The following is a 26,969-nucleotide window of genomic DNA, read 5'->3' on the forward strand; positions in this document are numbered from 1 at the left end:
GCCATCACGCCAGCCAGGCGCGGCCGATGCCGTCGTTCAGGCCAATGCCGGAACTGATGGGATTGTTGATGCGGCTGCGATACAGCGTGGGGAAGTTGAGCTCGTGCAGCCACACCACCGGCATCTCGTCGACCAGGATCTTCTGCACTTCCTGGTAGATCGCTGCGCGCTTGACGGGGTCGATCTCGCGCGCGCCAGCCTGGAACAATTCGTCAACCTTGGCGTTGCGATAGCCTTCCACATTGTTGAAGGGCGAGCCCTGCGCGATGTTTTCCGAGGTGTAGTTGCGCGCCACGCCCAGCGCCGGGTCGCCATACTGGTAGACGTAGGTAAAGGCCAGGTCGTAGTCCCATTTGTTCAGCCGCTCGCCCCAGCCCGCCACGTCGGTTGGCGTCATCTCGATCTTCACGCCGGCCTGCTGCAGGTTCTGCCGAACGATCTCGGCCGAGCGGGTCCAGGTTTCACCGTAGGGCAGGGGCAGCAGGCGCAGGGTTTCGCCCTTGTAGCCGGACTCGCTCAGCAGCTGCTTGGCGCGGGCCAGGTCGCGCGGATACTTGGCCACGTCGGTGCTGGCGTACTTGATATGGCTGTTGAAGGGGCCGGTGGCGCTCTTGGCATAGCCTTGCCATGCCACCTTGGCGATCGCGTCGCGGTCGATGGCAAAGGCCAGCGCCTGGCGGAACTTGATGTTGTCCATCGGCGCCTTGCGGTTGTTGACCCACAGCCACGAGTGCGGCGCGAAGAATTCCCAGCCCTTGGTGGTGACCTGCACGCCGGGCAGCTTGCTCAGGCGCGCCACGTCGAAGTACTCCACCGCGCCGCCGGGCACCAGGTCGACCTTGCCGGACTCGAACGCCGCGGCGCGCGCCGACGCATCGGGGATTACGTGGAAGTACACGCTGTCCACCAGCGGCACGTCGGGCTGGTGATACGCATCGTTGCGCACCAGCTGGATGTACGAGCCGCGCACCCATTCCTTGAACTTCAGCGGGCCGGTGCCGATGGGCTTGGCATTGGCCGGGTTGGTCAGGAAATCCGTGCCCTCGTAGATGTGCTTGGGCACCATGGGCATGGTGCCCACTTCGAAGATGCCGAGAAACGGGCTGAACGGGTACTTCAGCTTGAACTCCACCGTGAGCGGGTCCACGGCGCGGATGCTCTCCACTGCCGCCAGGTTGGCGCGCAGCCGGGCGTGGGTCTTGCGCAGGAACACGTCGGCGGAGAACACCACGTCGGCCGCGGTAAACGGCTTGCCGTCATGCCAGGTGACCTTGGGCTTGAGCTTGAACGTGTACACGGTGCCGGCCGGGTTCACCGTCCAGGAGGTCGCCAGCGCCGGCTGCGGTTCCAGCTTTTCGTCGTAGCGCAGCAGGCCCTCGTAGATGTTGCCGGAGATCAGCTGGGTGGGGCCGTTCTGGGTAATGCCGATCATCAGGCCGGAAGGCTCAGGCTGGACGAGCGCGTTGATCACGCCGCCCTTCTTGCCGGCCGCGAGGACGTGCAAAGGCACACCGGCGAGCGACAGCCCGGTGGTGGCAACACCCATTTTGATCAGTTGGCGACGATTCATTGCGGAACTCTCCTGGGGGCTAGGGATGGGTAACTGGCAAGACGGAACTGGCAATACGGCATGGCGAAAGCGGGCAGGGCGGGCAGGGCGTTAGTCGCGGAACGACGTGGCAGCGGCCGGCTCCAGCCGCTCCCGCAAGGCGCGCCATTCCCGCGCGTACGGATCGGCCGCGCCGGGCAGGCGGTTGGTGTCGCCGCTCTCGTACTGGCGCGCGGTCTTCTCGCAAATGGCTGGCGGTACCGGATTGACCGGCTGTCCGCTGGACTGGATCGCCACCTGCACGCGGCAGGCGCGCTCCAGGTTGTGCATCAGGATGAAGGCCTCCGCCACGCTGCGGCCCAGCGTGACCAGTCCGTGATTGCGCAGGATCAGGGCGCGCTTGTCCGGGCCGAGATCGGCCACCAGGCGCACGCGCTCCTCATGGTCCAGCGCAATGCCTTCGAAGTCGTGGTACGACACGCGTTCATGGAACTGCAGCGCCCACTGGTTGGAGGGCTGCAGGCCACAGGCCAGCGACGATACGGCCACGCCCGCCACGGTATGCGTATGCAGCACGCAGACCGCGTCATGCCGGGCGGCATGCACGGCGCTGTGGATGGTGAAGCCGGCCGGGTTCACGTCTTGTCCCGGCGGCCCGCTGATGATGTTGCCGTCCAGGTCGATGCACACCAGCGAAGACGCGGTGATATCCCGGAACAGCATCCCGAACGGGTTGATCAGGAAGCGGTCCTCGGTGCCCGGCACCCGGGCCGAGATATGGGTGTAGATGCTGTCGTCCATGCCGTACAGGGCGACCAGGCGGTATGCGGCGGCGAGATCCTCACGCACCCGTTGCTCGGCCTCGGAGATGGCGGGAACCAGGCGGGAAGAGACGTTGTTGCCCATGTTTGTGTTTCCTTGGATTGGCGGTCAGATCACTGTAGGTCGATGGTCAGCTGTCGACAGTTGGCACTTATACCGATTACGCAAAGTTCAGGCCACGTGTTCAATTTGCAGCCGGCTATGTTGCGGTGCGATGTGCAAGGCGTTGATTTTCAAGGGAATGCGGGCCTGCTCTGGCATGGATGGCAGGCCGCTGGCCGGCTTTCGGTGGCATGCCGGGGAATGGTGCCATGCGCAAAAAATGGGCACCGGCGGCCGGGTTTCGGGATTGGCGAGCGGGAATGGGGCGCGGCGCACGGTTTGGTGGCGTGCAGAAAATCCAGCGTCGGGATAGGAGGCCGGGATGTTCGCGTGTCTCTTTTGACACATGGCGAGCGTGGCCTGCCATGCCCGCGGGACGCAGAAACGCCGCCGGCGGGATCTGTCGCGCCGCGAAGACATCCGGGCGCGGACGTATGCATCCCGATGGCGATGGAATCGGGCTATAGGACGGGATGGGGCGGAATGGAATGGGATCCGACGGGATGCGGCGCATGGGATGCATCTGGCGAACCCGGCGAAGTCTTTCAGGGAATCGCTTGACTCTTTGGCGAATAAGCTTATGATGCGTCCAATTGCTGCATTGCAGCAAAACGATGATGCCGCTCACGGAACCTTCTTCGACAGCGTTGGATCATCTCCAGGAGACTACTTCATGGCACATCCCACCCAAGCTCAATTCTTCGGCGTCCAGCAAGCAAACCTGGACCTGTTCCTCGCCTTGGTCGGCCCCCTGGCCCGTGGCGCGGAAAAAATCAGCGCGCTGAACATGCAGGCCGTCAAGACCAGCCTGGCGGATACCACGAACTACGTCCGCGAATCCAGCCAGCAGCCGGTTGGCGCTGGCATGTCCGGCCTCAAGCCGGAACTGGCCAACGGGTTTGCCCAGAAGATGAACGCCTATGCCGGCCACATGAACGAGATCTTCGCCAGCACCGGCGCCGAGTTCGCGCAGGAAGCCCAGCGCCAGATGAGCACCTACGCCGCGCAGGCGCAGGAAGCCATGGCGTCGTTCGGCCAGAACCTCATGTCGAACGCCGGTGGCGCGTTCCCGGCTGCCGGCGCAAGCGCGCCGAGCTGGGTGGCGGCCTACGAAACGGCCATGAAGCCGATGCGCGACGCCTTCGAGAAGGTCATGCCCGCCACGGCTGCCAAGTAAGGCGGCACCGCTGGCCGCTGCGAAGCCAAAGCCAGTAGCAAAAAAACTGCGCCCATGTGGCGCAGTTTTTTTTGCGGAGTACATGCCCGACGGTTCGATTCGGTAGCTCTGGATGGCCGAGGCGCATCTCGCCGAGGCCTGAGCCAAGCCCGCGTCAGCCAGCGGGTGATGCCAGGAGAATGGCCTCCACGCGCTGGCGCAGCACCGGCAGCAAGTCCCGCGCAAACCAGTCGTTGTGCTTGAACCAGCCCTGGTTGCGCGGCGATGGGTGCGGCAGCGGAATAAAGCGCGGCCCATGCGCGCCAAAGCCGGCCACGGTAGGCGTCACGCCACCGCGCGCCGCCGCTCCCAGGAAACGCCGCTGCGCATACTGCCCGACCAGCAAGGTCAGCTCGATCTCCGGCAGGCACGCCAGCAGCGCATCCATCCACAATGGCGCGCACTCCTTGCGCGGCGGCAGGTCGCCGCTGGCGCCACGGCCCGGATAGCACAGGCCCATCGGGATGATGGCAATGCGCGTGGCATCGTAGAACACCGTCTTGTCCACGCCCATCCACGCACGCAGCCGGTCACCGCTGGGGTCGTCCCAAGGAATGCCGCTGGCGTGCACGCGCGTGCCGGGCGCCTGGCCGACAATCAGGATGCGCGCCGTGGCGGCGGCTTGTACCACCGGGCGGGGACCAAGCGGGAGGTGCGCTTCACAAAGACGGCAGGCACGGACCTGGGTCAGCAGGGTGTCGAGGCCGGTCTTGTCCTCGTCGCCTGCGGCGCAGGCAGCGACGGGCAGGGCGTGTTTCATGGCAGGCTGCGGACCGGGTCAGTGGTATCGACCGGTTCGTCGACAACCCGCTTCAGCGCGTCCGGAAGAGATATGTTCATTGCCATTGTGCCCATGGCGCCCAGTGTAGGCACTTTGGCAATGTTCCCCAAGCCAGGCGATCGAGCGCGTGATGCGCCAGGAAGGCAGTTTGCCGGTTGTGGATTTTCAGGCGCTTTGCCAGGTGGACCGCACCGAAGCACGGCCACCTGCATTACCGTTTCCAATCCGCTTCCAATCAGAAGCGGTGACGCATGCCCACGCCAAAGCTGTCGCCGTGCGACTGGTCGCTCAGCTTGTCATAGAAGTACGCGGCATACACGTCGGTGCGCTTGGACAGGTTGTAGTCGTAAGCGAGGCCGGCCGTGTTGCGCTTGAAGTCCGCGACACTGTTCTTGGTCTTGTCGTACGCATAGGAGACCAGCACGTTGCCGTTGCCCACCGGGATCGAAGCGCCAACCTGGCCGTTGGTGTGCTTGAGGTCGCCGGTGGCGTTGTTGACGTCGCTCTTGATGTACTGGCCCTGCGCGAACAGCTTGACCACCTTGAAGTCGTAGCTCACGCCGACCTGCACGGCGTTCTGCTTGTCGAAGCCGGCCAGCGCCGTGGGCGCGGTCACGTCTCCCGGGGTGCTGTTGAACTTGACCTGCTGGAAGGCGACGGTGGCGCCGAAGTTGCCGTTGAAGTAGAGCACGTTGCCGCCCCACTTGTTCTTGCCGACACTGCCTGCCTGCTCGCCGAACGAGTAGATCGCGTTGGCGCTCAGGCCGCCAAAGATCGGCGTGGAGTACACCAGCGAGTTGCTCCAGCCCGAGTCGCCGATGATGCCCGGGTCATAGACGCGGCCATTGCTGGCCGAGAAGTAGGTGTGGAAGATCGCCGGCGAGAACACATAGGAGTCCACCAGCGGGTTGAACAGGATGGTCGAGATGAAGTAGGGCGTGGTGTTGCGCCCGAGCTTCACCGTGCCAAGCGTCGCGCTCTGCAGGCCGACAAAGGCGTTGCGGGTGAACAGCGCGTCGCCGTCGAAGCGGCCTTGCTTGCCGGTGTCCGGGCGCAGGAAGCCGTTCAGGTCGAAGATCGCCTTCAGGCCGGTGCCAAGATCCTCGGTGCCCTTGATGCCGAAGTACGAGGTTTGCATGCCGCCGCTGTTGACGCCGTAGGCGCGGTCCGCGCCGCCGGCTTTGGTGGCGCCGACATAGGCATCAACCATCCCGTAAAGCGTGACGCTGGATTGCGCCATGGCGTTGCCGCAGATCAAGGCTGCTGCCATGACCGCCAGTTTCACGACCGGCTTGAAATTGTGTTGCATAAAGACGACCTCCGTGGTTGACCCGTTTTCTATCGTTGCTGGCTCTGTCGCATTCACTGGGCACGACAACACCCCTCCGGGGGGGCAAGCCCCGGCTATCTAAAAAAGCGTGCTCTTGGAATGGGAATGGCAGGCGCGGGATGGCGCCGGCACACTAGCGCTGCTGGCTCATGCTTGCTGCCAACTCACGTGCGCAGTGAAAGGCGATGCTGGCCACGGCGACGTCGTTGCCCGCCAGCGCCCGGGCATGGGCATGGGCATCGACGGCAGCTTCCACCTTTGCGAGGATGGCGGGATCGTTGATTCTCATCTTGCTTTCGTGGGTATCCGGGCCAGCCCGGTAATGTTGCTTAGCATGACTGCGATGGATGCAGTTTGCGGCAAATCGATTGCATACAACCAGCACTTATTTCTTCTCATGGCGCACGCAATTTGTGTGCGCTCGCTGTTGCATGTGCCGGCTCGCCATGCAAGTCCCGGCCACGCATCAGGCGGCCTCGGCCAACGGCTGGTGCAGGCCGGTCAGCGCGGCCTTCAGGTGCTCGGCAAATGCCGCCGCCGCGGGCGGCAGGCTGCGGCCCTTGCGGGCCCCCAGCACCAGCCGCCCGCCGCACAGCTCGGGGTCGGACAGCGGCACGGCAATCAGCGTGCCCTGGCGCGTCTCGCGCAGCGTGCCAGCCTGGAACTGGAAGCAGATCGCGCCGGTCTGGCGCGCAAAGCTCTTCAGCATCTCCACCGTGGTGGCTTCCAGCATCACCCGCAGCGACAAGCGGTTGCGCGCGCAGATCGCCTCGATCAGCCGCCGGCTGCCAAAGCTCTCTGGCCCGAGGGCCACGGGATAGGGCTGGCAGTCGGATAAACGCAACGTGCGCCGGCTCGCCAGCGGATGGTCCGGGCGCATCATCGCGCAGAAGGGCTGCGCGGACACCGCCAACTCGTGCAGGAAGGTGGTCGGGGGCGGGTCGTGCGCCAGCAGCAGGTCGGCCTCGTCCTCCTTGAGCGCGGCCAGCAGGTCGCCCGAGTTGCCCACCGCCACGCGAAACTGCACGCCGCGGTGGGTGGACTGGTAGCGGCCGATGACTTCAGGCAGGAAATCGGTGGCGACGGACTCGACCGTCGCCATGCGCACGGTGCCCCGCACCAGCCCGCGCAGCTGCTCCATCTGCGCGGCGGCCGAATCCAGGTCCGCAAGGCTGCGGCGCACGGTAGCGATCAACACCTCGCCAGCGGCGGTCAGCCGCACGCCGCGGGGCAGGCGCTCGAACAGCGCCGTGCCGATCTCCTGCTCCACCTCCAGAATCTTCCGGTTGAGCGCGGTGGAGGCAACGTGGAGTTGCTCGGCGGCCTTGCGGATAGACCCAACGCGGGCCACGGCGTCAAGATAGAGATAAAGGCGGGGCGGGTGGAGCATGGCGGGGGGCGCTCAGGCGCTAGTGAGAACGATCCGCTCTCACTAGCAAGGATCGTGCGCGCGCCGACGCTACGCGGGCAGCCCGGTTCCGGTGACAGGACCAACGCCAACGTCTGGGCCGCCGTGGCGGGGCAAGGCGACCTGGCAGTAGAGCTGGCGCAGCGCGCCCAGCGCCGACGCCCGGTCCTGCTCCGTGGCATCGCCCAGCATGAGGCCGGCGGCGTGCGGGGCCACCGACATCACAAAGCGCAGGCGTTCGAGCCGGGCCGCTTCAAACGCGGTCAGCCAGGCACGCGGGCTGGTCTCGCCGCCGGCCAGCGAAGTGGCAATCAGCTCGGCGGCGCTGCAGGCATCCTCGATGGCCTGCGCCACGCCCTGGCCAAGCGGTGGCGCCATGGCATGGGCGCTGTCGCCCAGGTACATCACCTGGGCGTGCGGCTCGGCAAAGCGGATGCCGCACGCCTGCATGCGGTACCAGCAGATGGCATCCCCATTGGCGCAGAGCGCATCGATCAGCCAGCCTGCCTGCGGCCCCGGCCTGGCGTGCGCGGGCGTGTAGGCGGCGCGCAGCGCCTGCGGGCCAATGCCCGCGTGAAGCGTGTTGTCGCCGGGGGCCGGCGGCAGGCTGCCGGCGATATTGATCTGCCCGTGCGGCAAGCGGAAGGCCAGCAGGCGGTTAGGGCCGTTGCACCATTGCTCGTAATCGTCGATCCGGCCGGCGCCGGCGTCCGGCACCAGGAGGCGGAACAGCAGAGCCCCAAGCTGGTGCATTCGGGGCTGGCTGTCAAACGCGCTGCGGGTGGGCGAGTCACGGCCATCGGCCGCGATCAGCAGGTCGATGTCGTCAAGCCGGTGTCGCTGGCCATGCTGTTCCCAGACGACGTAGCTGCGTGCCGGATCCTGCCGGCTGGCGCCGCACGCCAGCAGCTTGCAACGGTAACGCACGGTGTTGCCGGCGGCCTGGCGCAGCACGCGGTACAGCGTGTCGCGCAGGATGCGCACGCCGCCATGGTCCGCCACGCGCGTGAGCGGCAGGTCCAGCAGCACCTCGCCGCTGCACAGCGACACGCGCCAGTGATCCCAGGGCAGGCCGGCCTCGCCGATGGCGCTGGCCAGCAGCGGGTCGCGCATGTGCAAGGCCTTGATGGCGTTGGGGCCGATCACCAGCCCGGCGCTAGCGCGGTCATCTGGTGCAACCTGCTCCAGGCAGGTGACTTCCAGCCCGGCTTGCATGGCCAGCGCGCGGGCCATGATGCTGCCGGCCACGCCGGCGCCGACGATGACAATGCGTTTGGTGGGGATCGTGGGGACCCTGGGCGTCATGAGCGTCATGGGCGCCAGTTTGCGCAAATGGACTGCACGCAACCAGCACCGAATTGGTCTCATGGCGAGCGCGCATTGTGTGCGCTCGGCGCGGAGAAGCCATCAGCCAGAAACCGCCCCCGCCGAGACTGCTCCCGGCTTAAGGCACGACCGACAAGAACAAGTACGCCGCCAGGATGACCAGGTGCACCACGCCCTGCAGCATGGTGGTGCGGCCCGAGTGCAGCGTGAGCGTGCTGACCAGCAAGGTCAGTGCAAGCAGCACGGTTTCCGTCGCGCCCAGGCCCAGCGTCAGCGGCTTGCCAACCGCGATGAAGACCGCGGCCACGGTGGGGATGGTCAGCCCGATGCTGGCCAGCGCCGAGCCCAGCGCCAGGTTCATGCTGGTCTGCAGGCGGTCGGCACGCGCAGCGCGCAGCGCGGCCAGCCCCTCGGGCAACAGCACCAGCGCGGCAATCACGATGCCAACCACGGCCGGCGGGGCGCCGGCACTCGCTACCGCCGCTTCCACCGTGGGTGAAAGCAGCTTGGCCAGGCCGACCACCGCCACCAGGCACACCAGCAGCATGCCGCCGCTGGCAAGCGCGATCTTCGCGGGCGGGGGCGGGGCATGGACGCTTTCGTCGGAGGTGCCTTCCACCAGGAAGTAGTCCCGATGGCGCACGGTTTGCACAAAGACAAAGCTGCCATAGAGCACCAGCGAGGCAATGCCCGCAAAGGCCAGCTGCGACTGCGACAGCATCGGCCCGGGGATCGCGCTGGTGTAGTTGGGCAACACCATGGTGAGCACGGCAAGCGCGGCCAGCACGGCCAGCGCGGCGGTGGCGCCCGGCGCCTGGAAAGCCTGCTCGCGATGGCGCAGGCCACCCACCAGCAGGCAGATCCCCACGATGCCGTTGCACACCAGCATGGCCGCGGCAAACACGGTGTCGCGCGCCAGCCCGGCCTTTTCGGGGCCCGCGGACAACATCACCGAGACGATCAGCGCCACTTCGATCACGGTCACGGCAATTGCCAGCACCAGCGTGCCAAAGGGCTCGCCCACTTTATGCGCGACCACCTCGGCATGGTGCACCGCTGCAAATACCGAGCCCGCCAGGGCCAGGCCGGCCAGCACCAGCAGCAGCGCCTGGCCGGGCACTGCCATGCCTGCCCCGAGGATGGCCCAGGCTGCCAGCGGCAGCCATAAGGTCCAGGCAGGCAATTTATTCGACGTCAACGGCATCCGTTCTCCCTTTTATGTTCAATGAAATGCGTGGATTCAGCTTGGTAGTGATGGGCAAAGCACGTCAGGACTGACGGGAAAGTGCCGTCCTCGGCGGGCTTGCTGGCTGTTTTCCCCTTGGCGTCCTATTGTGGTTCAGCTTGGGGGGCGGCAATCCGCTCTGGCGGCAACTCGCATGTAAGGCAGTCGCACCGGGGATTCAGTTCCATGGAATTCGCTTAAATTGAATGGAATTGATGTCTTGTTTGCTGGAATTGCCCGTGATTTCGCGTTTTTTTCTGTGATCCGGAACCCCTGCGCGCCATGCGCCGTGAACCCGGCCGGCCATTCTAGCGTCGCACCATGGCAGTACCTGCATTTCCGGGCGCGCCGCAAGCGTCCCTTTACCAGCGCGGCGAACACCGCGCCTTTCCCTTTCGACGATGGAGAACGCTCATGAAAAAGTACGGATCGGCCAAGTGGCAAGGCGGCATCAAGGACGGCCAGGGCAGCATCTCGGCAGAGAGCGGCGTGCTCAAGGATGCGCCCTACGGTTTCAAGGCCCGCTTCGAAGGCGGCCCCGGCACCAATCCCGAGGAACTCATCGGGGCGGCTCATGCGGGATGCTTCTCCATGGCGCTGTCCCTGATCCTGGGCGAGGCCGGGATGGTCGCCCAGAGCATTGCCACCAAGGCCACGGTCACGCTCGACAAGGACGGCGCCGGTTTCACCATCACCGCCGTGCACCTGGACGTGACAGTGCGCGTGCCCGGGGCCGACCAGGCGGCGGTCGAGCAATGCCTGCAAGGGGCCAAAGCCGGCTGCCCGGTGTCCAAGCTGCTAAAGGCGGAGATCACCATGGATGCCAAGGTGGAAACCTGACCGGGCCACGGCGGGCGCCGGCCCCGGACCCGGCGTCCGGCCAGTAGGCTGATCGGCCGATAGGCCAACAGGCCAATAGGTCGGGCGCGGCCATCCTGGCTACCTATAATGAAGATTCGCCGTCCCGCGCCGCACCTGGCACGAGACCGCGCGGGCGTTCAATGGACTGAACGCGTCTCCTATATCCAGACCTTCCAAGATAAGGCAGACATCATGCATAGCAGTGAAGCAGTCCTGACTCAGGCTAGGGCGGCCATCGCCCACGTGCCTTTCCACAGCCATCCCATCCATCCCACCATCCACCTGCGCCTGAGCGACGGCGCGCTGATTCTCGAAGGCGAAGTCCCCGATATTGTCGACAAGAGCCGCGTTGCCGCGTCGGTACGCCGTGTCGACGGCGTGTCCGCCGTGATCGATCACCTGCGCGTTACCGATGGCGGCGCGGCGGTAGGCGACGGCGAGCTGCGCAATGCCATCTGCGTACGGTTGCTGCAGGCGATCGATTTTCGCAATTGCCGCATCTGCGCGCATGCCAAGGGGAGGATCGAACCCGTGCGCGAAGCCGTTGGCGAGTCCAGCGGAGAGATCGCCATCGAAGTCATCGACGGCGTGGTGACCCTGCGCGGCCACGTGATCAGCCTGTCGCACATGCGCCTGGCCGGTGTGCTGGCGTGGTGGTCGCCAGGTTGCCGCTGCGTGGTCAACGAGCTGGTGGTGGCCCCGGCCGAAGCCGACCGCGACGACGAAGTCACGGAAGCGCTGAAGCTGGTGCTGGAGACCGACCAGTTCGTCGATGCAGACCGCATCCGCGTGCAGACCAAGGACCGCGTCGTCACGCTCGAAGGCTACGCCACCACCGAGGCCGCCAAACGCCAGGCCGAGCGCGATGCCTGGTACGTGCATGGGGTCGAGGACGTGGTCAACCGCATCGAGCTGAGCAACTGAGCGCCACTGCCAACCTCGCTTCGCAGGTTTGCAGGTTCGCAGGTTCGCAGACTCAATCGCCGGATCGGATCATGCCGTGCCCGCCGGGCGCGGCATGTCCTCCACGCGCCAGTAGCGCCGCTGCGAGCGCAGCGCAAAGCGCGCCCGGTAGCTCGACATCGACATCCCCGTTGCCCGCAGGAACAGCCGCCCGAACGCCGCCGCGTCACTGTAGCCGCAGGCTTCGGCCACCGCTTGCGAGCCATGCAGGGTCACCTCCAGCAGGGTCTTGGCGCGCTCCACGCGCAGCCCGTGCAGGTATTCCAGCGGCGTCATGCCGCTGACCTGCCGGAAATGCCGCAGCAAGGTCCGCTCGCTCACGGCCGCCGCCTGCGCCACCAGCGCCAGCCGGTACGGCGTATCCGCATTGGCCTGCAGCCAGCGCATGGCGCGGTAGACGGGGCTGTCGGCGGTCTTGCTGAGCCAGCGTTGCGACACCAGCTCTGGCGTGAGCTGCTGGCGCTCGGCCTGGTACAGCAGCATGCGCGAGCAGGTCTGCGCCAGGTCGGGGTCATGCAGGTGCCCCAGCACGCGCAGCATGAACTCCGTCTGCAGCGCCGGCGCCACGCAGCCAAACACGCGCTGGTGCAAGCCCATCGGCTCGCTCGCGGAAAAATCGCAGCGCGCATAGCGCTGGCTCATCCAGCTCTGGAAGGTCCACGGTGCGCCCATGCGCGCGCCATCGAGCAGGCCAAGCTCCGCGGGAAAGGCGATGCCGCTCGCGCCCGCCGCGATCCATCCGCCCGCCTGTGCGTGCCGCTCCAGCAAGCGCAGCGCCTGGCCGGCGCCGCCCAGGATCTCGCCCAGGTGCGGCGCATTGCGCGCAAGCACACCCGGCACCACCACCAGCGCATTGCCGTCTTCCGTGGCGCGCCGCCGCCGCGCGGGCTCCAGCCCCAGGGCGGGCAGGGCCAGCGCGCGGCCTGACGGGCCAATCACGGTCCAGCTCAGGTCGCGGTCCGCATCCGGGCGTTGCAGCCGGGCCACCCCGGCTGCGGCGCGCAGCACATCCAGCGCGCCGAACAGCATGCCGGGCATGGCCTCGGGCAGCCACAGCAAGCGCACGTGCAGCGGCACGGGGCGCTTGGCGGAGGGCGGCTCGGGCAGGGCGGTGGTGGCAGAAGAGGGAGGCATGGCGGGATCGGCATTCCAATTGGCGGGATTGATCCTACCTTGCCACGCCCGCAAGGGCTAGCATCGTCGCTCGGCGAACCACCGCCCTAACCACAATAACCAAGCAAGCCACAGGAGACTTCATGCAGCCATCCCTGCGCCGACTCACCCAAACCGCCGTGGCAGCGCTCGCGCTGGCCTTCGGCGCAGCCGGCAGCGCACGCGCCGCGGACACGCAACTGCTGGACGCCGCCCGCGCGGCCGAGCCCGCGTTGATCCAGTCGCTCAAGGACATGGTGTCGATCGAGTCCGGCAGCACCAATGCCGCCGGCCTGGCGCAAATGGCCAGTTTCACGGAAGCACGCCTCAAGGCGCTGGGCGCGGCCACCGAGCGCATCGCCGTGACGCAAGGCCCCGGCACCATGGTCAAGGGCACGCTCACCGGCACCGGCAAGCGCCGCATCATGCTGATCGCGCATATGGACACGGTCTACGGCCCCAACACGCTGGCCACCCAGCCGATCAAGCTGGACGGCAACCGCCTGTACGGCCCCGGCATCGCCGACGACAAGGGCGGCATCGCGGTCATCCTGCATGCGCTGGCCATCCTGCAGGCAGCCGGGTGGAAGGACTATGCGCAGATCACCGTGCTGTTCAACCCGGATGAGGAAGTGGGCTCGCTGGGTTCCGGCGACACCATCGCCAAGCTCGCGGAGCAGCACGACGTGGTGCTGTCCTGCGAGCCGTCCGCGGGCTCGGTCGTCATGAAAGGCCAGCCGCTGCTGCTGGCCGCGGCCGGCGTCGCCACGGCCACGCTGGATGTGAAGGGCCGCGCCGCGCATGCGGGCGCCGCGCCCGAGCTGGGCCGCAACGCGCTCTATGAACTTTCGTACCAGATGCTGCAAACGCGTGAAGTGGCCAAGGACGTGCCGGGCGCCGCGCTGATCTGGACCCAGGCCAACACCAACGGCCCGCTGAACCAGATCACCGAAAAAGCCAGCGCCGTGGGCGACGTGCGCCTGACCCAGCCCGACGCGCAGGACAAGCTGCAGGCCGCGTTGCAAGCCAAGGTCAGCGCAAGCAAGCTGGTCCCTGACACCGAAACCACGGTCAAAGTCATCTCCGGGCGTCCGCCCTACGTGAGCGATGCGCGCAGCCGCGCGCTGGCGGCAAAGGCCCAGGCGATCTACAAGGAGATCGACCGCGAGCTGACGCTGGTGCCGCAGACCGGGGGCGGCACCGACGCCGGCTTCGCCGTGCGTTCGGGCAAGGCCACGGTGCTGGAGAGCTTCGGCCTGGCGGGCTTCGGATACCACGCCCGCGACGAGTACATCGAGATCGATTCCATCGTGCCGCGGCTCTACCTGATGTCGCGCATCCTGCAGGAAATCGGGCGCAACTAAGGCGCTGCGGCGCGGGCGGAAGCGCCCTTGCGCAGCCGCCCGCGCCCGCGCTAGCATCGCCCGGCAGGCCTCCCGGCTTGCCTTTACAACGACCCAATCCTTCACAGGAGACACCATGCATCCTTCCCTGCGCCGGCTGACCCAGGCTGCCATCGCCACCCTGATCCTCGCCACCGGCGGCGCCCAGGCCGCCCAGGCCGCCGACAGCCAATTGCTGGCCGCCGCTCGCACCGCGGAGCCCGCGGTGATCCAGTCGCTCAAGGAGATGGTGTCGATCGAGTCAGGCAGCGCCAACGCGGCGGGCCTGGCGCAGATGGCCAGCTACACCGAAGGCCGGCTGGCGGCGCTGGGCGCCCGCACCGAGCGCATCGCGGTCACCAAGGGCCCCGGCACCATGGTCAAGGGCACGCTGACCGGCACGGGCAAGCGCCGCATCATGCTGATCGCGCATATGGATACGGTCTATCCGGCCAACATACTGGCAACGCAGCCCATCAAGCAAGACGGCAACCGGCTCTACGGCCCCGGCATCGCCGACGACAAAGGCGGCATCGCGGTGATCCTGCATGCGCTGGCCATCCTCAAGGCGGCCGGCTGGAACGACTATGCCGAGCTGACGGTACTGTTCAATCCCGACGAGGAAGTTGGCTCCATCGGCTCCGGCGAGACCATCGCCAGACTGGCCGACCAGCACGACGTCGTGCTGTCGTTCGAGCCGACCGCCGCCAAGGCCGTGGTCAAGACCGAGGCCCTGCTGATGGGCGCCAGCGGCACGGCAACCGCCGTCATGGAAGTGAAGGGGCGCGCCTCGCACGCCGGCGCCGCGCCGGAGCTGGGCCGCAATGCGCTGATCGAGCTGGCCTACCAGCTGCAGCAAACGCGCGACGTGACCAAATCCGTGCCGGGCACCCAGCTCAACTGGACCACCGCGCAGGCCGGCGAGGTCCGCAACCAGATACCCGAGCATGCCACCGCCATCGGCGACGTGCGCACCACGGTCAAGGACGGTGCCGGCAAGCTGCAGGCCGCGCTGCAAAAGAAGGTGGACGAAGGCAAGCTCGTCCCCGACACGCAAACCACCGTGACCATGGAAACCGGCCGGCCGCCGTTTGTCGCCAACGCGCGCGGGCGCGAACTGGCGCACCGCGCGCAAGCCATCTACGCCGAGCTCGACGGCCGCCAGCTGGCACTGGCCGAAGGCACCGGCGGCGCCACCGACGCGGGCTTCGCCGGGCGCTCCGGCAAGGCGGTGGTCGTGGAGAGCTTCGGCCTGGCGGGCTTCGGATACCACGCGCGCGATGAGTACATCGAGATCGATTCCATCGTGCCGCGCCTCTACCTGCTCACGCGCATCCTGCAGGAAATCGGGCGTAGCTGACGCCGCGCCCGGCTTGCGCGCTAAAGGATCGCGTCCATCTGCCGTTAATGAGGGTTGTCGGAGATAGTCTGAATTCCGTTCTTAGTGAAATGTATCTATTCTGATAATTCCTATTGATTCAGGCGCCTAGGGCTAGGATTAGGATTGGGATTAGGAATGTCTTAATCCTAGTCCTAATCTTAGTCCCAATCCCAGGCATTGCCTTTTATCCCGGCGCTAATAACACGCCGCGCGTCTGTTTTTCAATCCCCCTTCAGTAGGCCGAGGCGCGCCCTGCGCTGCCAAATCTCCCGCAACCCCGCTTGCAGCCGTCGATTGGCGGTGAGTGGCGGTGCGCAATTTCTGCTCTTGTGCGCTCGCAATACCCCTTTGTTCGTACTTGTCCGATTGACTGCATTGCCATCGTCATTAAATATTGTCAATACATTCAAAGAGGATGACGGTTGTCGCCAGTCATTCCGGCAAGGGTGCCAGTCATCAGAAAAGCACCGCAAATCCAGGGTCTATCCAATCATGAACAAGGGCAATTTCCGCCTGGTCTACAGCAGGCATCGCGGGATGCTGGTCGCCGTCGAAGAGTCGGCCGTCAGCATCGGAAAAGGACAGCAAGGCGGCGCACGCGCGCAACGGCGCAGCCGCCGGGCGGGGCAAGGCCCGGCGCCCGTCGCATCGATGGTGGCCGCGCTGCCTGCCATGCCGCGCACGCGCTTTGCTTCGTTGGCCTCAACTGCCTCGTTTGCCTCGTTGACCTCGATTGCCCTGCTTGGGCTGGCCGCCCCTGCCACTGCCCAGATCGTGGCGGACCCCAATGCCGGCGCCAATCGTCCCGGCGTGATCCAGACCAGCAACGGCCTTGCGCAAGTCAACATCACGCGGCCCTCGGGCGCGGGCGTATCCACCAACGCCTACACCCAGTTCGACGTGGCCAGGGGCGGCGCGATCCTCAACAACTCGCCCACCATCGTCTCGACCCAGCAAGCCGGCTTCGTCAACGGCAACCCCAACCTGCTGCCGGGCCAGAACGCGCGCATCATCGTCAACCAGGTCACCAGCGCGCTGCCCAGCCAGTTGCGCGGCTACCTGGAAGTGGCTGGTGCCCGGGCCGAAGTGGTGGTGGCCAACCCCAACGGCATCATGGTGGACGGTGGTGGCTTCATCAACACCAGCCGCGCCACGCTGACCACCGGCGTGCCCGTGTACGGCGGCACCGGCAGCCTCGACGCCTTTCGCGTCACCGGCGGCCAGATCTCGGTGCAGGGCGCCGGGCTGAACGCCAGCAACGTCGATCAGGCAGACCTGATCGCCCGCAGCGTCACCGCCAACGCGGCCATCTATGCCAACAACCTCAACGTCATCGCCGGCGCCAGCCAGGTAGACCGCGCCACGCTGGCCGCCACGCCCATTGCCGGGACAGCGCCCGCCCCCGGCATCGGCATCGATGTGAGCCAGCTAGGCGGCATGTACGCCAACAAGATCCTGCTGGTCGGCACCGAGGCTGGCGTGGGCGTGAGCAACCGCGGCGTGCTGGCCGCGCAGGCCGGCGACCTGACGCTCAGCGCGCAAGGCCGGCTGGAACTCGCCGGCAAGACCAGCGCCAGCGGCAACCTCGCCATCACCGCGCGCGGCGGCGTGGAGAACAGCGGCACCACCTACGGCGCACAGGCGGTTTCGCTCGATACCGCGGGCGCACTCGGCAACAGCGGCACGCTGGCGGCGCAGCAAGGCTTGCGCGTCAACGCGGGCAGCGTGCTCTCCAGCGGCACGATGGGCGCGGGCGTCAATGGCGACGGCACGATCGGCCAGCAGGCGGACCTGAGCGTGGTGGCGGCCGGCACGCTGTCGGCCAGCGGCAAGCACCTTGCGGGCGGCAATGCCAGCCTGCAGGGCGCGGCGCTGCAGCTCGCCGGCAGCCAGAACGCGGCGCTGGGCAACCTCAGCCTCGCCGCCGGCGCGGGCGACATCAACCTGAGCGGCGCCAGCAGCCAGGCGGGCGGGGCGCTAAGCGCCAATGCCAGCGGGGCGCTCGTCAATGACCGGGGGGAGTTGAGCAGCCAGGGCACCACCACCATCACCGCCGGCAGCGTCTCCAACCAGGGCGGACGGATGCTGGCGCAAGGCGCAGCCACGCTGCAGTCAGCCGGTGCCGTCAACAATCAGCAAGGCGAGTTGCAGGCAGGCGGCGCGCTCGCCGTCAACGCCGGCTCGCTCGACAACGCCACGGGCCGCATCGAAGGCGATCTGGTCGGCATCCGCACGGCGGGCGGCCTGGCCAACCGCGGCGGGGCCATCAACCAGTTCGGCAAGGCCGACACCGGCATCAGCGCGGGTGGCGTCCTGGACAACACCTCGGGCACGCTGGCCACCAACGGCAAGAACCTGACGGTGGACGCGCAATCGCTGTCCAACGACAGCGGCCACGTCGCGCACGCGGGCGACGGCACGCTGGCCGTGACCAGCCGGGGCGCGCTGGGCAATGCCGCGGGCACCATCCAGAGCAACGGCGCGCTGGACCTGCGGGCCGCCGGCGCGGTGGCCAACACGGCCGGCCGGATCGAAGCCGCTGGCACGCACGGCGCACTGTCGCTTGCCGGTGCCAGCGTGGACAACACCGCGGGGCGCATCGTCAATGCGGGCGACGGCCTGACCCGGGTCCAGGCGCAGCAAGCCTTGGTCAACGCCAATGCGGGCCGGATCGGCGGCAACGGCAAGGTGGAACTGGCGGCCGGCACGCTTTCCAATCATGCGCAGATCACCGCCAAGGGCGCTGCCAGCCTGGATGCACAGTCGCTGGACAACGGCCAGGGCAGCATCACGGCGGGCGAAGCGCTCACGGCCACTGTGGCGGGCGCGGCCAGCAATCGCCAGGGCACCCTGTCCGGTGGCGTGGTCGAGCTGTCGGCGGCGTCGCTGGACAACGCCACCGGCCGCATCGAAGGCGACCAGGTTGGCATCCGCACCACGGGCAATTTGTCCAACAGCGGCGGCGCCATCAACCAGTTCGGCAAGGCCGACACTAGCATCAACGCGGGTGGCGCCTTCGACAACACTACGGGCACGCTGGCCACCAACGGCAAAAACCTGACCGTGGACGCGCAGTCGCTGGCCAATGACGGCGGGCGCATCGCGCACGCAGGAGACGGCACCCTGGCGCTGACGAGCCGGGGCGCGCTGGGCAATACAGCCGGCGCCATCCAGGGCAACGGCACACTCGCCGTGCAGGCGGCCTCGCTGGACAACACCCGGGGCAACCTGTCCGCGCAAGGCGCCGCCAGTGTCACCACGGCCGCAGGCCTGGTCAACCGCCAGGGCACGCTCTACGGCCAGTCCGGCCTGTCGCTCAGCAGCCAGGGCCAGGTGGACAACACCGGCGGCACGGCGCAGACCAGCGGCGATTTGGCGGTCGCAGCCGCTGGCGCGCTGAACAACGCCGGCGGCACGTTCACCGCCAACGGCGCGCACGGCAAGGCCACCGTCTCCGCATCCGGCATCGACAACCGCGGCGGGCGCCTTGCCAACGCGGGCGACGGCGCCACCGCCATCACCGCCGCCGGCACGCTGGACAACACCGGCGGCACGCTCGGCGGCAACGGCGACGTGGCCCTCGCCGCCACCGATCTCGCCAACGCCAGCGGCGCGCAGATCGCCGCGGCCGGCGCGCTCACGCTGGGCGTGACCCGCAGCGTGGACAATCGCAGCGGCAGGATCTACGGCGCCAAGGGCCTGACCCTCAACCAGGCCGGCACCACGCTCGCCAATGAAGGCGGCAACGTGCTTGGCGGCGCCAACGTGCAGCTCACCCTGGCATCCATGACAAACCAGGGTGGCGCGGTACGCGCCAACCAGGACGTGGGCGTATCCAGCCTCGGCGGCACCGTCAGCGGCAGCGGCGAGATGACGGCGGGGCGCAACCTGACGCTCAACGTGGCGGGCGACTATCTCAACGACGCCTCCAACAAGCTGCGCGCCGACGGCGACCTGCAACTCCGTGCCAGCGGCGCGGTAACCAACACCGGCACGCTGGCGGCCGGCGGCAGCCTGGCCGTGCGTGGCGCCAATGTGAACAACGCCGCCGGCGCCGGCATCAACTCGCAGGCCACCACCGTGCAGGCCGACGGCACCATCACCAACGCCGGACGCATCGAAGGCAATGCCGTCAACACCAGCAGCGGCGCACTGGCCAACACCGGCGCCGTGATCGGCAACACCGTGCAGGTGCAGGCCGCCGACGTGAGCAACACCGGCCCGGCCGCCGTCATCGCCGCCGCGCAGGACCTCAAGATCCATGCTTCAAACGCCGTCTCCAACCTGGACGGCGCGCTGATCTACAGCGCCGGCAACCTGCAGATCGCCCGCGACGGCACGCGCGACCCGGGCACCGGCATGCTGGCCAACCAGGTTGGCGTGCTCAACAACCGCTCGGCAACGATCGAGGCGGACGGCGACATCGACATCGCCGCGCGCACGGTCAACAACACGCGCACCAGCATCGTGACGGAGGCGGGCACGCCGCAGACCACGACGACGCAGACGCTCTCGCTCTGGCTCGCCGGGCTGGGTGACGGAGAAACCAATGGCCACCTGAGTGCCACGTTCCCCGGATGGGCCTGGCGCACTACGGCGGCAAGCATCAGCGGGGACATGGTCAACGCACTGCGCGCCCCGGTCACCCTGGAAGTGCCAAAGTCCAACGTGGTCAATCTCAATACCACGGCCAAGACGCTGTCCTTCACGCAGCCGCCCTTCGAGACCTACGGCGGCTACAACGGCCCGATCTGCAACGATAACGGCTGCACCGGCGGAGACGGCCCGGGCGGGCGCCCGTTTGCCACCAACCCCACCCAGTACTACCAGGACATCCAGGACACCGGCACCACCTACAGGATCACCTTCTGGCCAGACTGGGATCCCGCCAAGCACATGCGCCCGGATCAGGTGCGCGTGCGCTACGACCTCGGCCCGGACGTTCACGACTACAGCGAGACTTCCCGCACCACCGTCACCACTGTTGCCACCGACCGCCTGGTCAGCGCCACCGCGGCAGCCCGGGTCCAGGCCCAGGGCTCGATCCGCATCAACAGCGACGGCGGCAACGTCCTGAACCAGTCGTCCATCATGGCCGCTGGCGGCAACCTGTCCCGGCGCGCCGCCGGCGGCGCGATACAGGACGTCGGCACGGTGCTCCAGCAGACGGTCAGCACCACCGACACCTCCACCTTCTACTGGCACCAGAAATCCGGCGGCAACAGCGATGAGCAAACGGTGCCGTATCCGACCACGCCCCAGGCACCCACCACGGTAGCCGCGCTGCCGGCCCTTGCCACCGCCAACCAGGCGGTGCAGACCAGCGCGCAGGACATCACCGTGGGCTCCGTCAACCGCGTCGGCCAGACCGTCACCGGCAGCGGCGTGGCGGGCGGCAGCGCCTCCGGCACGCAGCTTGACAGCCTCGCGGGCACGGCCGGCGCCGCGCCAACCCTCGGCGCCGGCCCCGTCGCGGCCGCCACCGGCGCCACCAACCGCCTGCAGACGCTCGGCACCGCCGCCGGCGGCATCCCCAACCTGACGCTGCCCGCCAACGGCCTGTTCACGCTGCGCCCGGCCCCGGCCACGCCCTACCTGATCGAGACCGACTCACGCTTCACCCAGTACAAGACCTTCCTCTCCAGCGATTACATGCTGGGCGCGCTCGGCCTGGACCCGCAGCAGGTGCAAAAGCGCCTCGGCGACGGCTTCTATGAAGAAAAGCTCGTCCGCGACCAGGTCACGGCACTGACCGGCCGCACCTTCCTGGCCGGCTACACCGACCAGATGAAGGAATACCAGGCCCTGATGAACAGCGGCGTGACCTACGCCAAATCCTTCGGCCTGTCCCCCGGCGTCGGCCTGTCCGACGACCAGATGCGCCAGCTCACCACCGACATGGTCTGGCTGGTAGCGCAAGACGTGACGCTGCCCGACGGCACGCATCAATCGGTGCTGGTGCCCAAGGTCTACCTGGTGCAGTCCAACGCCGTCGACCTCAACAGCACCGGCGCGCTCGTCACCGGCAACAGCGTCGCGCTCAATGCCACCGGCAACGTCAACAACAGCGGCCGCATCGTTGGCGACGTCGCCACGCAGGTGCTCGGCAACAACATCGTCAACCGCGGCGCCATTGGCGACACCACCGGCACCACCGTGGTCCAGGCCCTGCAGGACGTGCGCAACCTGGGCGGGCGCATCGGCGGCCAGGACGTCCTGGTGCAAGCCGGGCGCGATGTGGTCAACGAAACGCAGACCGTCACGGAAGTCCGCACCATCGGCCCCAACGGCTACAGCGCGGGTGCCACGGGCGTGGCCGCGGTGGCGGCCATTTCGGCCGCCGGCAACGCCGTGGTGCTGGCCGGGCGCGACGTCACCCTCAGCGGCGCCGTGCTCGAAGCCGGCAAGGGCGCGCTGATCGGCGCCGGGCGCGACCTCACCATCGGCGCGGTCACCCTCGGCACCACGCAGGACGCAGTCTCGCGCGGCGGGCAAAGCTATGCCCACGACAAGACCAGCACCGTGGCCGGCAGCACGGTGCAGGCAGGCGGCAATGTGGTGGCGGTGGCCGGGCGCGACGCCGCACTGGCGGGGTCCAGCGTGGGGGCGGGCGGCGATGTGTCCCTGATCGCCGGGCGAGATCTCACCGTCACGGCCGAGAAAGACACCACCGCCCACAGCGAAGGCTCGCTGGGCGGCAAGGGCGCGTCCTACACGCAGGCCGCCTATGACGAAACCGTGCGCGGCAGCACCGTGCAAGGCGGCACCAGCGCCACCCTGGCCGCCGGGCAAACAACGCTGGCAGCCGGCCTGCTGGAAGCCAACGGCATCACCGCCGCGCCGGTCACCGGCACAGGCAAGGGCAGCGTCACGCTGACCGGCTCGGAAGTCAGCGCCGGCAAGCCCGGCGCGACCGGCGCAACCGGCTCCGGCGTCAGCATCGTCGCCACCCAGGACATCACCATCGGCGAAGCCCGCGAAGTGCACGACGCCAGCTACGATGGCCGCAGCAAAAGCAGCGGCCTGCTCTCGCGCAGCGCCAGCCACGACCAGACCAGCAGCCATGCCGACCTTGGCGTCGGCAGCCTGGTCAGCGGCGACACCGTGCGCGTCGCCGCCGGCAACGACCTCACCGTGCGCCAGAGCGGCATCGCCGCTACCGACAGCGTCACCCTGGCCGCCACCCGCGGCAACGTGCTGATCACCGCCGGCCAGAACACCCGCGAAGAAAGCTACGCGCATGAGCAGACATCCTCCGGCCTCTCCGCCTTTGCCGGCAAGGGCGGCATTGGCATCTCGGCAGGCAGCAACCAGGCCAACAGCGCCGGCCACGCCGTTGCCGTCACCCAGAGCGATGCGCGCAGCACCGTGGGCGCCACCAACGGCAATGTCACCATCAGCGCCGGGCGCGACGCCACCATCCTCGGCAGCGACCTGATCGCCGGGCGCAAGGACGGCAACACCACCGCCGGCCATATCGACATCCAGGCGCAGAACATCGCCGTGCTGGCCGGTGTGGACCACATCGCCCAGGAGAGCAGCCAGAGCAGCCGCTCCAGCGGCCTGTCCATGGCGCTCACCGGCACGCCGCTCGACACGGCGCGCAACCTCCAGGACATCCAGCGCAACCCCAGCACCGTCACCCGCGCCAAGCAAACGCTCGATGAACTCGGCGCCGCCGCCTTCACCGCGCCGCAGGTGGGCATCACCCTCGGCAGCAACCGCAGCAGCAGCCAGGTGGAGACCGAATCGATCTCCCAAAAGGGCAGCCAGCTCACCGCCGCCGGCGATATCCGCCTGCGCGCCACCGGCAACGGCAACAAGGACGCCAGCGGCAAAGCCACCGACGGCAACATCCTGATCGCCGGCAGCACCGTCAGCGCCGGCGCCGCCGCCATTCTCGACGCCCAGCGCGACGTCCTGCTGCAAGCCTCCACCGACAGCTACCGCGAAGCCACCAGCTCCAGCAGCAGCGGCTGGAGCCTGAGCACCGCCGCGCCCTCGCTTGGCGACATCGGCCGCTTTGTCGGCGGCGGCCCCAACAACGGCGGCGTCTCCATGCTGCCGTATGGCAGCCAGAAAGCCAGCGCCAGCGGCGACGCCAGCGCCACCCGACAAAACGCCACGGTGGTCACCGGCAACACCGTCGCCGTCAAGGCTCGCAGCGGCGACATCACCATCGCCGGCAGCGGCCTCTCCGCCGAAGGCGACCTCACGCTGGCCGCGCTGCAAGGCAAGGTCGACATCCTCTCCGGCCAGGACAGCAAGACCAAGCGCAGCGACAGCAGCAGCCGCCAGATCGGCGACCTGGGCGGCACCGGCTACACCGGCACCGTCGGCATCCGCACCGAGTCCCACCACCTGGACACCGCGCAGACCACCGAAAACACCATCCGCAGCCAGGTGGTCAGCCAGAACGGCAACGTCACCATCAGCGCCAAGGACGACCTCACCGCACGCGGCGCCGACATCGCCGCTGGAAAGGACGTCACGCTGATCGGCAAGAACGTGGTGCTTGACCCCGGCAAGGACACCGCAAACAGCCACCAGGTCGACAAAACCAGCCAGTACGGCGTCACGCTCGCCCTGTCCGGCTACGCGGTAACCGCCGCGCAAACCATCGAGAACGCCGCCCGCGGCATGGAAGACAGCAAGAACGACCGCCTGCGCGGGCTCTACGCAGCGCAGGCCGCGCTCGCGGTCGCCAACGGCGTCAGCACCGTCCGCGACCTCGCCAGCGGCGGCACCGGCGGCACCGCGCTGATCAAAGCCACCGTCAGCATCGGCGGCGGCAGCTCCGAGTCCGAATCCCGCAGCCAGGCCAGCGCCAACCAAGGCACCACCGTCAAGGCCGGCAACGCCGTCACCATCGTCGCCGCCGGCTCCGGCGGCAAGGACGCCAACGGCTACGCCACCGACGGCGACATCACCGGGCGCGGCGTACAGATCGACGGCAAGACCGTCACCCTCAGCGCCGCGCGCGACGTCAACCTGGAAAGCGCGCAAGACACCGCCAGCCAAAGCAGCAAGAGCAGCGGCAGCAACGCCAGCATCGGCGTGGGCCTCGCACTTGGCGGACAGCAAAACGGCTTCACGCTCGAACTCGCCGCCAGCCAGAACAAGGCCAAGGGCGACGGCGACGCCGTCACCAACCACAACAGCCACGTCAGCGCCAGCGACCAGCTCACCATCACCAGCGGGCGCGACTCCAACCTCAAGGGCGCGCAAGTCACCGGCGACACCGTGCGGGCAGACGTGGGGCGCAACCTCAATGTGGAAAGCCGGCAAGACACCGACAACTACCACAGCCGCGAATCGTCATCCGGCTTCCAGGCCAGCCTGTGCGTGCCCCCGTTCTGCTACGGCACCACGGTCAGCGCCAGCGCAAGCGTGTCGAGCGGCAACACCGACAGCACCTACAACTCGGTCAGGGAGCAAAGCGGCATCTACGCGGGCAATGGCGGCTTCCAGGTCAGCGTCAAGGAGAACACGGACCTGAAGGGAGCGGTGCTGGCCAGCACGGCAGACGCTGGCAAGAACAGCCTCACCACCGGCACGCTGACTACCAGCGATATTGAGAACAAGGCGGAGTACAGCAGTAGTTCGTCGACGATTGCCGGCAGTTTCGACAGTGGTCAGAGCCTGCTGAAGAACGGCGTGAACACCCTCGCGGCCACGGCGGCAGGGAGTGCGCAAAAGGCAATCGAAGGCGATGCCGCCGGCACTACCAAGAGCGCCATTGCCAATGGCACGGTCACCATCACCAATGCCGAGGCGCAGAAGGAGAAGACGGGCAAGCCGGTGGACGAAACGCTTGCCAGCTTGAATCGGGATACGGATGGCGCTAACCAGGCGATCGATAAGATCTTTGATGCGAAGAGGGTGAAGGAGCAGCAGGAGGCCAACAAACTGCAGGCGCAGATCGTGCAGCAGGTGATGCCGATGGTGTACCAGCGTATTGGCACCGCGTTGCAGGGGCAGCCTGAGGCGATCAAGGTCGCGGTCCACGCGTTGGTTGGTGGCTTGGTCAGCCAGGCGCTCGGAGGCGACTTCGGCAAGGGTGTCGCGGGAGTAGCTGCCGGCACGGCGGCGATTGCGTTGCTGAATGACAAGCTGGGCAGCATGGGGCTATCGGAGGATGACCGCAACGCTGTGCTGCAGACCGTTGGGATGTTGGTTGCGGGGGCTGTGGCGGGAGGTGGGGCTGAGGGGAGCGCTGCTGCGGCGGCGGCCGGGATGGCGGACACGTATAACCGGCTGTTGCATAACATCACACGCACTGACGTGGTCGATCTTGCACGGAAGGAGGCGGCTAAAATGGACATGACACCTGATCAGTTGAGTCGTGCAATGCTTGTTGTGCTAGGAGACTATTTCGATGCAAATGGTAATCCACGATCCGGCTTTGGCAGCGTCACGTACGATCAATACATGGCAGCCCAGGCGGTCTTGTTGAGTCAGCCTGCAAACTCTCCTATGGCACAAGAATACGCGCTTGCACAAAGGAATGTTCTGCCGCAGTTTGCTTTTGGAGATGCTGACTCCACACCAAACTTGGGTCGAATTCCCGGATCCCTCTCCCCGAAAATCGGATTCGGTAATAACGCTAATCAGACTTATCATACTTTTCGTCATATTGATGACGTAGGACTTGATCGAGTGGCGGTGCAAACGAAAATCGGTGGTCGATTGTCATCGCTGGCACCTGTGTTGCCTTCCGGCCCCTACAACGGCACGGTATTAGTCAATGGAAAAACAGTGGATTTCGTTGCATTTAAGGGCGGTGACGGAAAAATAAACGTTGGCAGAATAACAGTAAGAGGTGAGGCGAAATGAAGAATCGAAATATTTCCGCTGCCGAATTTAATCTTTTGAGTTTCCTTGGAAGATTAGGTCGAGTTGAAGGAATAGGCGATTTCTTGATGAAGACGCCGTTAGAAGTTCAGCCTATGGAAGACGGTGGTATGGGTAGCTTCCGTATTTGCTTGCCCAATCAATGCGAAAAAAATGGGCATGGGACGATGGTGGCTTCGGCACAAGCGCTAGACAAGGACGGCACGCTAGTATTTGCGACGCTTTTCGTAGATAGCCAACATCGCCCGATTGAGGTGGATATCTGGAAGGTGGATTATTCTCCAATGCTGGAAATGCCTTCCAATTGGATTCCGGAACGAAATCCGCCATTGCCTGGCGGAGGGGAGCCATGAATATATAAATCAAGGTGAGATCACCATGTTCGAAGGACTCAGAGCTTGGAATAATGGTATTCATTGATTTGATAGAGGGGGTGTTGAATTTTATCGAGACCCTTGATCCGCTTGCTTGGCGAAAATTTGAATCTAGGTATCCAGAAATTCAATTTAGAGGTCGGTAAGCGAGAATAGAAGATAGATCGGCGATGCCGAGCCTTATGCTAGCTCTCGATTTTAGAATGAAGATCCCGAGGTTATTGGTAGAATTCGATGCGCGGT

At 66.7% G+C, this 26,969-nt stretch carries 16 protein-coding genes; 7 read left to right on the plus strand and 9 right to left on the minus strand.

Annotated elements, in window-relative coordinates:
- Positions 1-4: 4 nt before the first annotated feature.
- Positions 5-1,570, minus strand: coding sequence for an ABC transporter substrate-binding protein (locus RR42_RS27430; RefSeq protein WP_043354635.1), 1,566 nt, complete (start codon positions 1,568-1,570; stop codon positions 5-7).
- 90 nt (positions 1,571-1,660) lie between these two features.
- Positions 1,661-2,455, minus strand: a complete 795-nt coding sequence (locus tag RR42_RS27435; RefSeq protein WP_043354637.1) for a class II aldolase/adducin family protein — start codon at positions 2,453-2,455, stop codon at positions 1,661-1,663.
- A 691-nt stretch (positions 2,456-3,146) separates the two neighbouring features.
- Between RR42_RS27435 and phaP the strand changes: the two genes are divergently transcribed.
- On the plus strand, positions 3,147-3,650 hold the full coding sequence (gene phaP / locus RR42_RS40535) for a TIGR01841 family phasin (protein WP_043354638.1): 504 nt from the start codon (positions 3,147-3,149) through the stop codon (positions 3,648-3,650).
- Between the two features lie 154 nt (positions 3,651-3,804).
- Here the strand turns inward: phaP and RR42_RS27445 are convergent, their stop codons facing one another.
- The 6 genes from RR42_RS27445 to RR42_RS27465 form a co-directional block, all read right to left on the minus strand.
- On the minus strand, positions 3,805-4,449 hold the full coding sequence (locus RR42_RS27445; RefSeq protein WP_052495008.1) for a uracil-DNA glycosylase family protein: 645 nt from the start codon (positions 4,447-4,449) through the stop codon (positions 3,805-3,807).
- 256 nt (positions 4,450-4,705) lie between these two features.
- Positions 4,706-5,779 (minus strand): porin, encoded by a 1,074-nt coding sequence (locus RR42_RS27450; RefSeq protein ID WP_043354640.1) that lies wholly within the window; start codon positions 5,777-5,779, stop codon positions 4,706-4,708.
- 154 nt (positions 5,780-5,933) lie between these two features.
- Positions 5,934-6,089, minus strand: a complete 156-nt coding sequence (locus RR42_RS40540) for a hypothetical protein (protein ID WP_158408321.1) — start codon at positions 6,087-6,089, stop codon at positions 5,934-5,936.
- A 177-nt stretch (positions 6,090-6,266) separates the two neighbouring features.
- On the minus strand, positions 6,267-7,190 hold the full coding sequence (locus RR42_RS27455; RefSeq protein ID WP_043354642.1) for a LysR family transcriptional regulator: 924 nt from the start codon (positions 7,188-7,190) through the stop codon (positions 6,267-6,269).
- Positions 7,191-7,259: 69 nt separating this feature from the next.
- A complete protein-coding gene (locus RR42_RS27460) occupies positions 7,260-8,522 on the minus strand; it encodes an FAD-dependent oxidoreductase (protein ID WP_144409969.1) in 1,263 nt (420 codons plus the stop codon).
- Positions 8,523-8,652: 130 nt separating this feature from the next.
- Positions 8,653-9,738 carry a calcium:proton antiporter gene (locus RR42_RS27465; protein ID WP_043354645.1) on the minus strand — a complete coding sequence of 362 codons (1,086 nt, stop codon included), beginning with the start codon at positions 9,736-9,738 and terminating at the stop codon, positions 8,653-8,655.
- 435 nt (positions 9,739-10,173) lie between these two features.
- On the opposite strand from RR42_RS27465, the gene RR42_RS27470 reads away from it, so the two are divergent.
- Together RR42_RS27470 and RR42_RS27475 are read left to right on the plus strand one after the other, a co-directional pair.
- Positions 10,174-10,599 carry an OsmC family protein gene (locus RR42_RS27470; protein ID WP_043354646.1) on the plus strand — a complete coding sequence of 142 codons (426 nt, stop codon included), beginning with the start codon at positions 10,174-10,176 and terminating at the stop codon, positions 10,597-10,599.
- Between the two features lie 213 nt (positions 10,600-10,812).
- Positions 10,813-11,544, plus strand: coding sequence for a BON domain-containing protein (locus RR42_RS27475; protein WP_043358057.1), 732 nt, complete (start codon positions 10,813-10,815; stop codon positions 11,542-11,544).
- A gap of 69 nt (positions 11,545-11,613) precedes the next feature.
- Here RR42_RS27475 and RR42_RS27480 read toward each other — a convergent pair whose 3' ends face one another.
- Entirely contained in the window at positions 11,614-12,717 is a 1,104-nt protein-coding gene (locus RR42_RS27480; protein ID WP_043354648.1) for a GlxA family transcriptional regulator, read from the minus strand.
- Between the two features lie 122 nt (positions 12,718-12,839).
- Between RR42_RS27480 and RR42_RS27485 the strand changes: the two genes are divergently transcribed.
- From RR42_RS27485 to RR42_RS39990, 4 genes are all read left to right on the plus strand, one after another.
- Positions 12,840-14,099: a glutamate carboxypeptidase gene (locus RR42_RS27485; protein ID WP_043354649.1), complete on the plus strand. Its 1,260-nt coding sequence runs from the start codon at positions 12,840-12,842 to the stop codon at positions 14,097-14,099.
- Between the two features lie 115 nt (positions 14,100-14,214).
- Entirely contained in the window at positions 14,215-15,477 is a 1,263-nt protein-coding gene (locus RR42_RS27490; RefSeq protein ID WP_043354650.1) for a M20/M25/M40 family metallo-hydrolase, read from the plus strand.
- Between the two features lie 513 nt (positions 15,478-15,990).
- Positions 15,991-26,334: a hemagglutinin repeat-containing protein gene (locus RR42_RS27495; RefSeq protein WP_052495010.1), complete on the plus strand. Its 10,344-nt coding sequence runs from the start codon at positions 15,991-15,993 to the stop codon at positions 26,332-26,334.
- Positions 26,331-26,705, plus strand: coding sequence for a DUF6984 family protein (locus RR42_RS39990; protein ID WP_144409970.1), 375 nt, complete (start codon positions 26,331-26,333; stop codon positions 26,703-26,705). The genes RR42_RS27495 and RR42_RS39990 overlap by 4 nt, the downstream gene beginning before the upstream one ends.
- Positions 26,706-26,969: the final 264 nt, after the last annotated feature.

This window comes from Cupriavidus basilensis (assembly GCF_000832305.1).
In the GTDB taxonomy this organism is placed as follows: domain Bacteria; phylum Pseudomonadota; class Gammaproteobacteria; order Burkholderiales; family Burkholderiaceae; genus Cupriavidus; species Cupriavidus basilensis_F.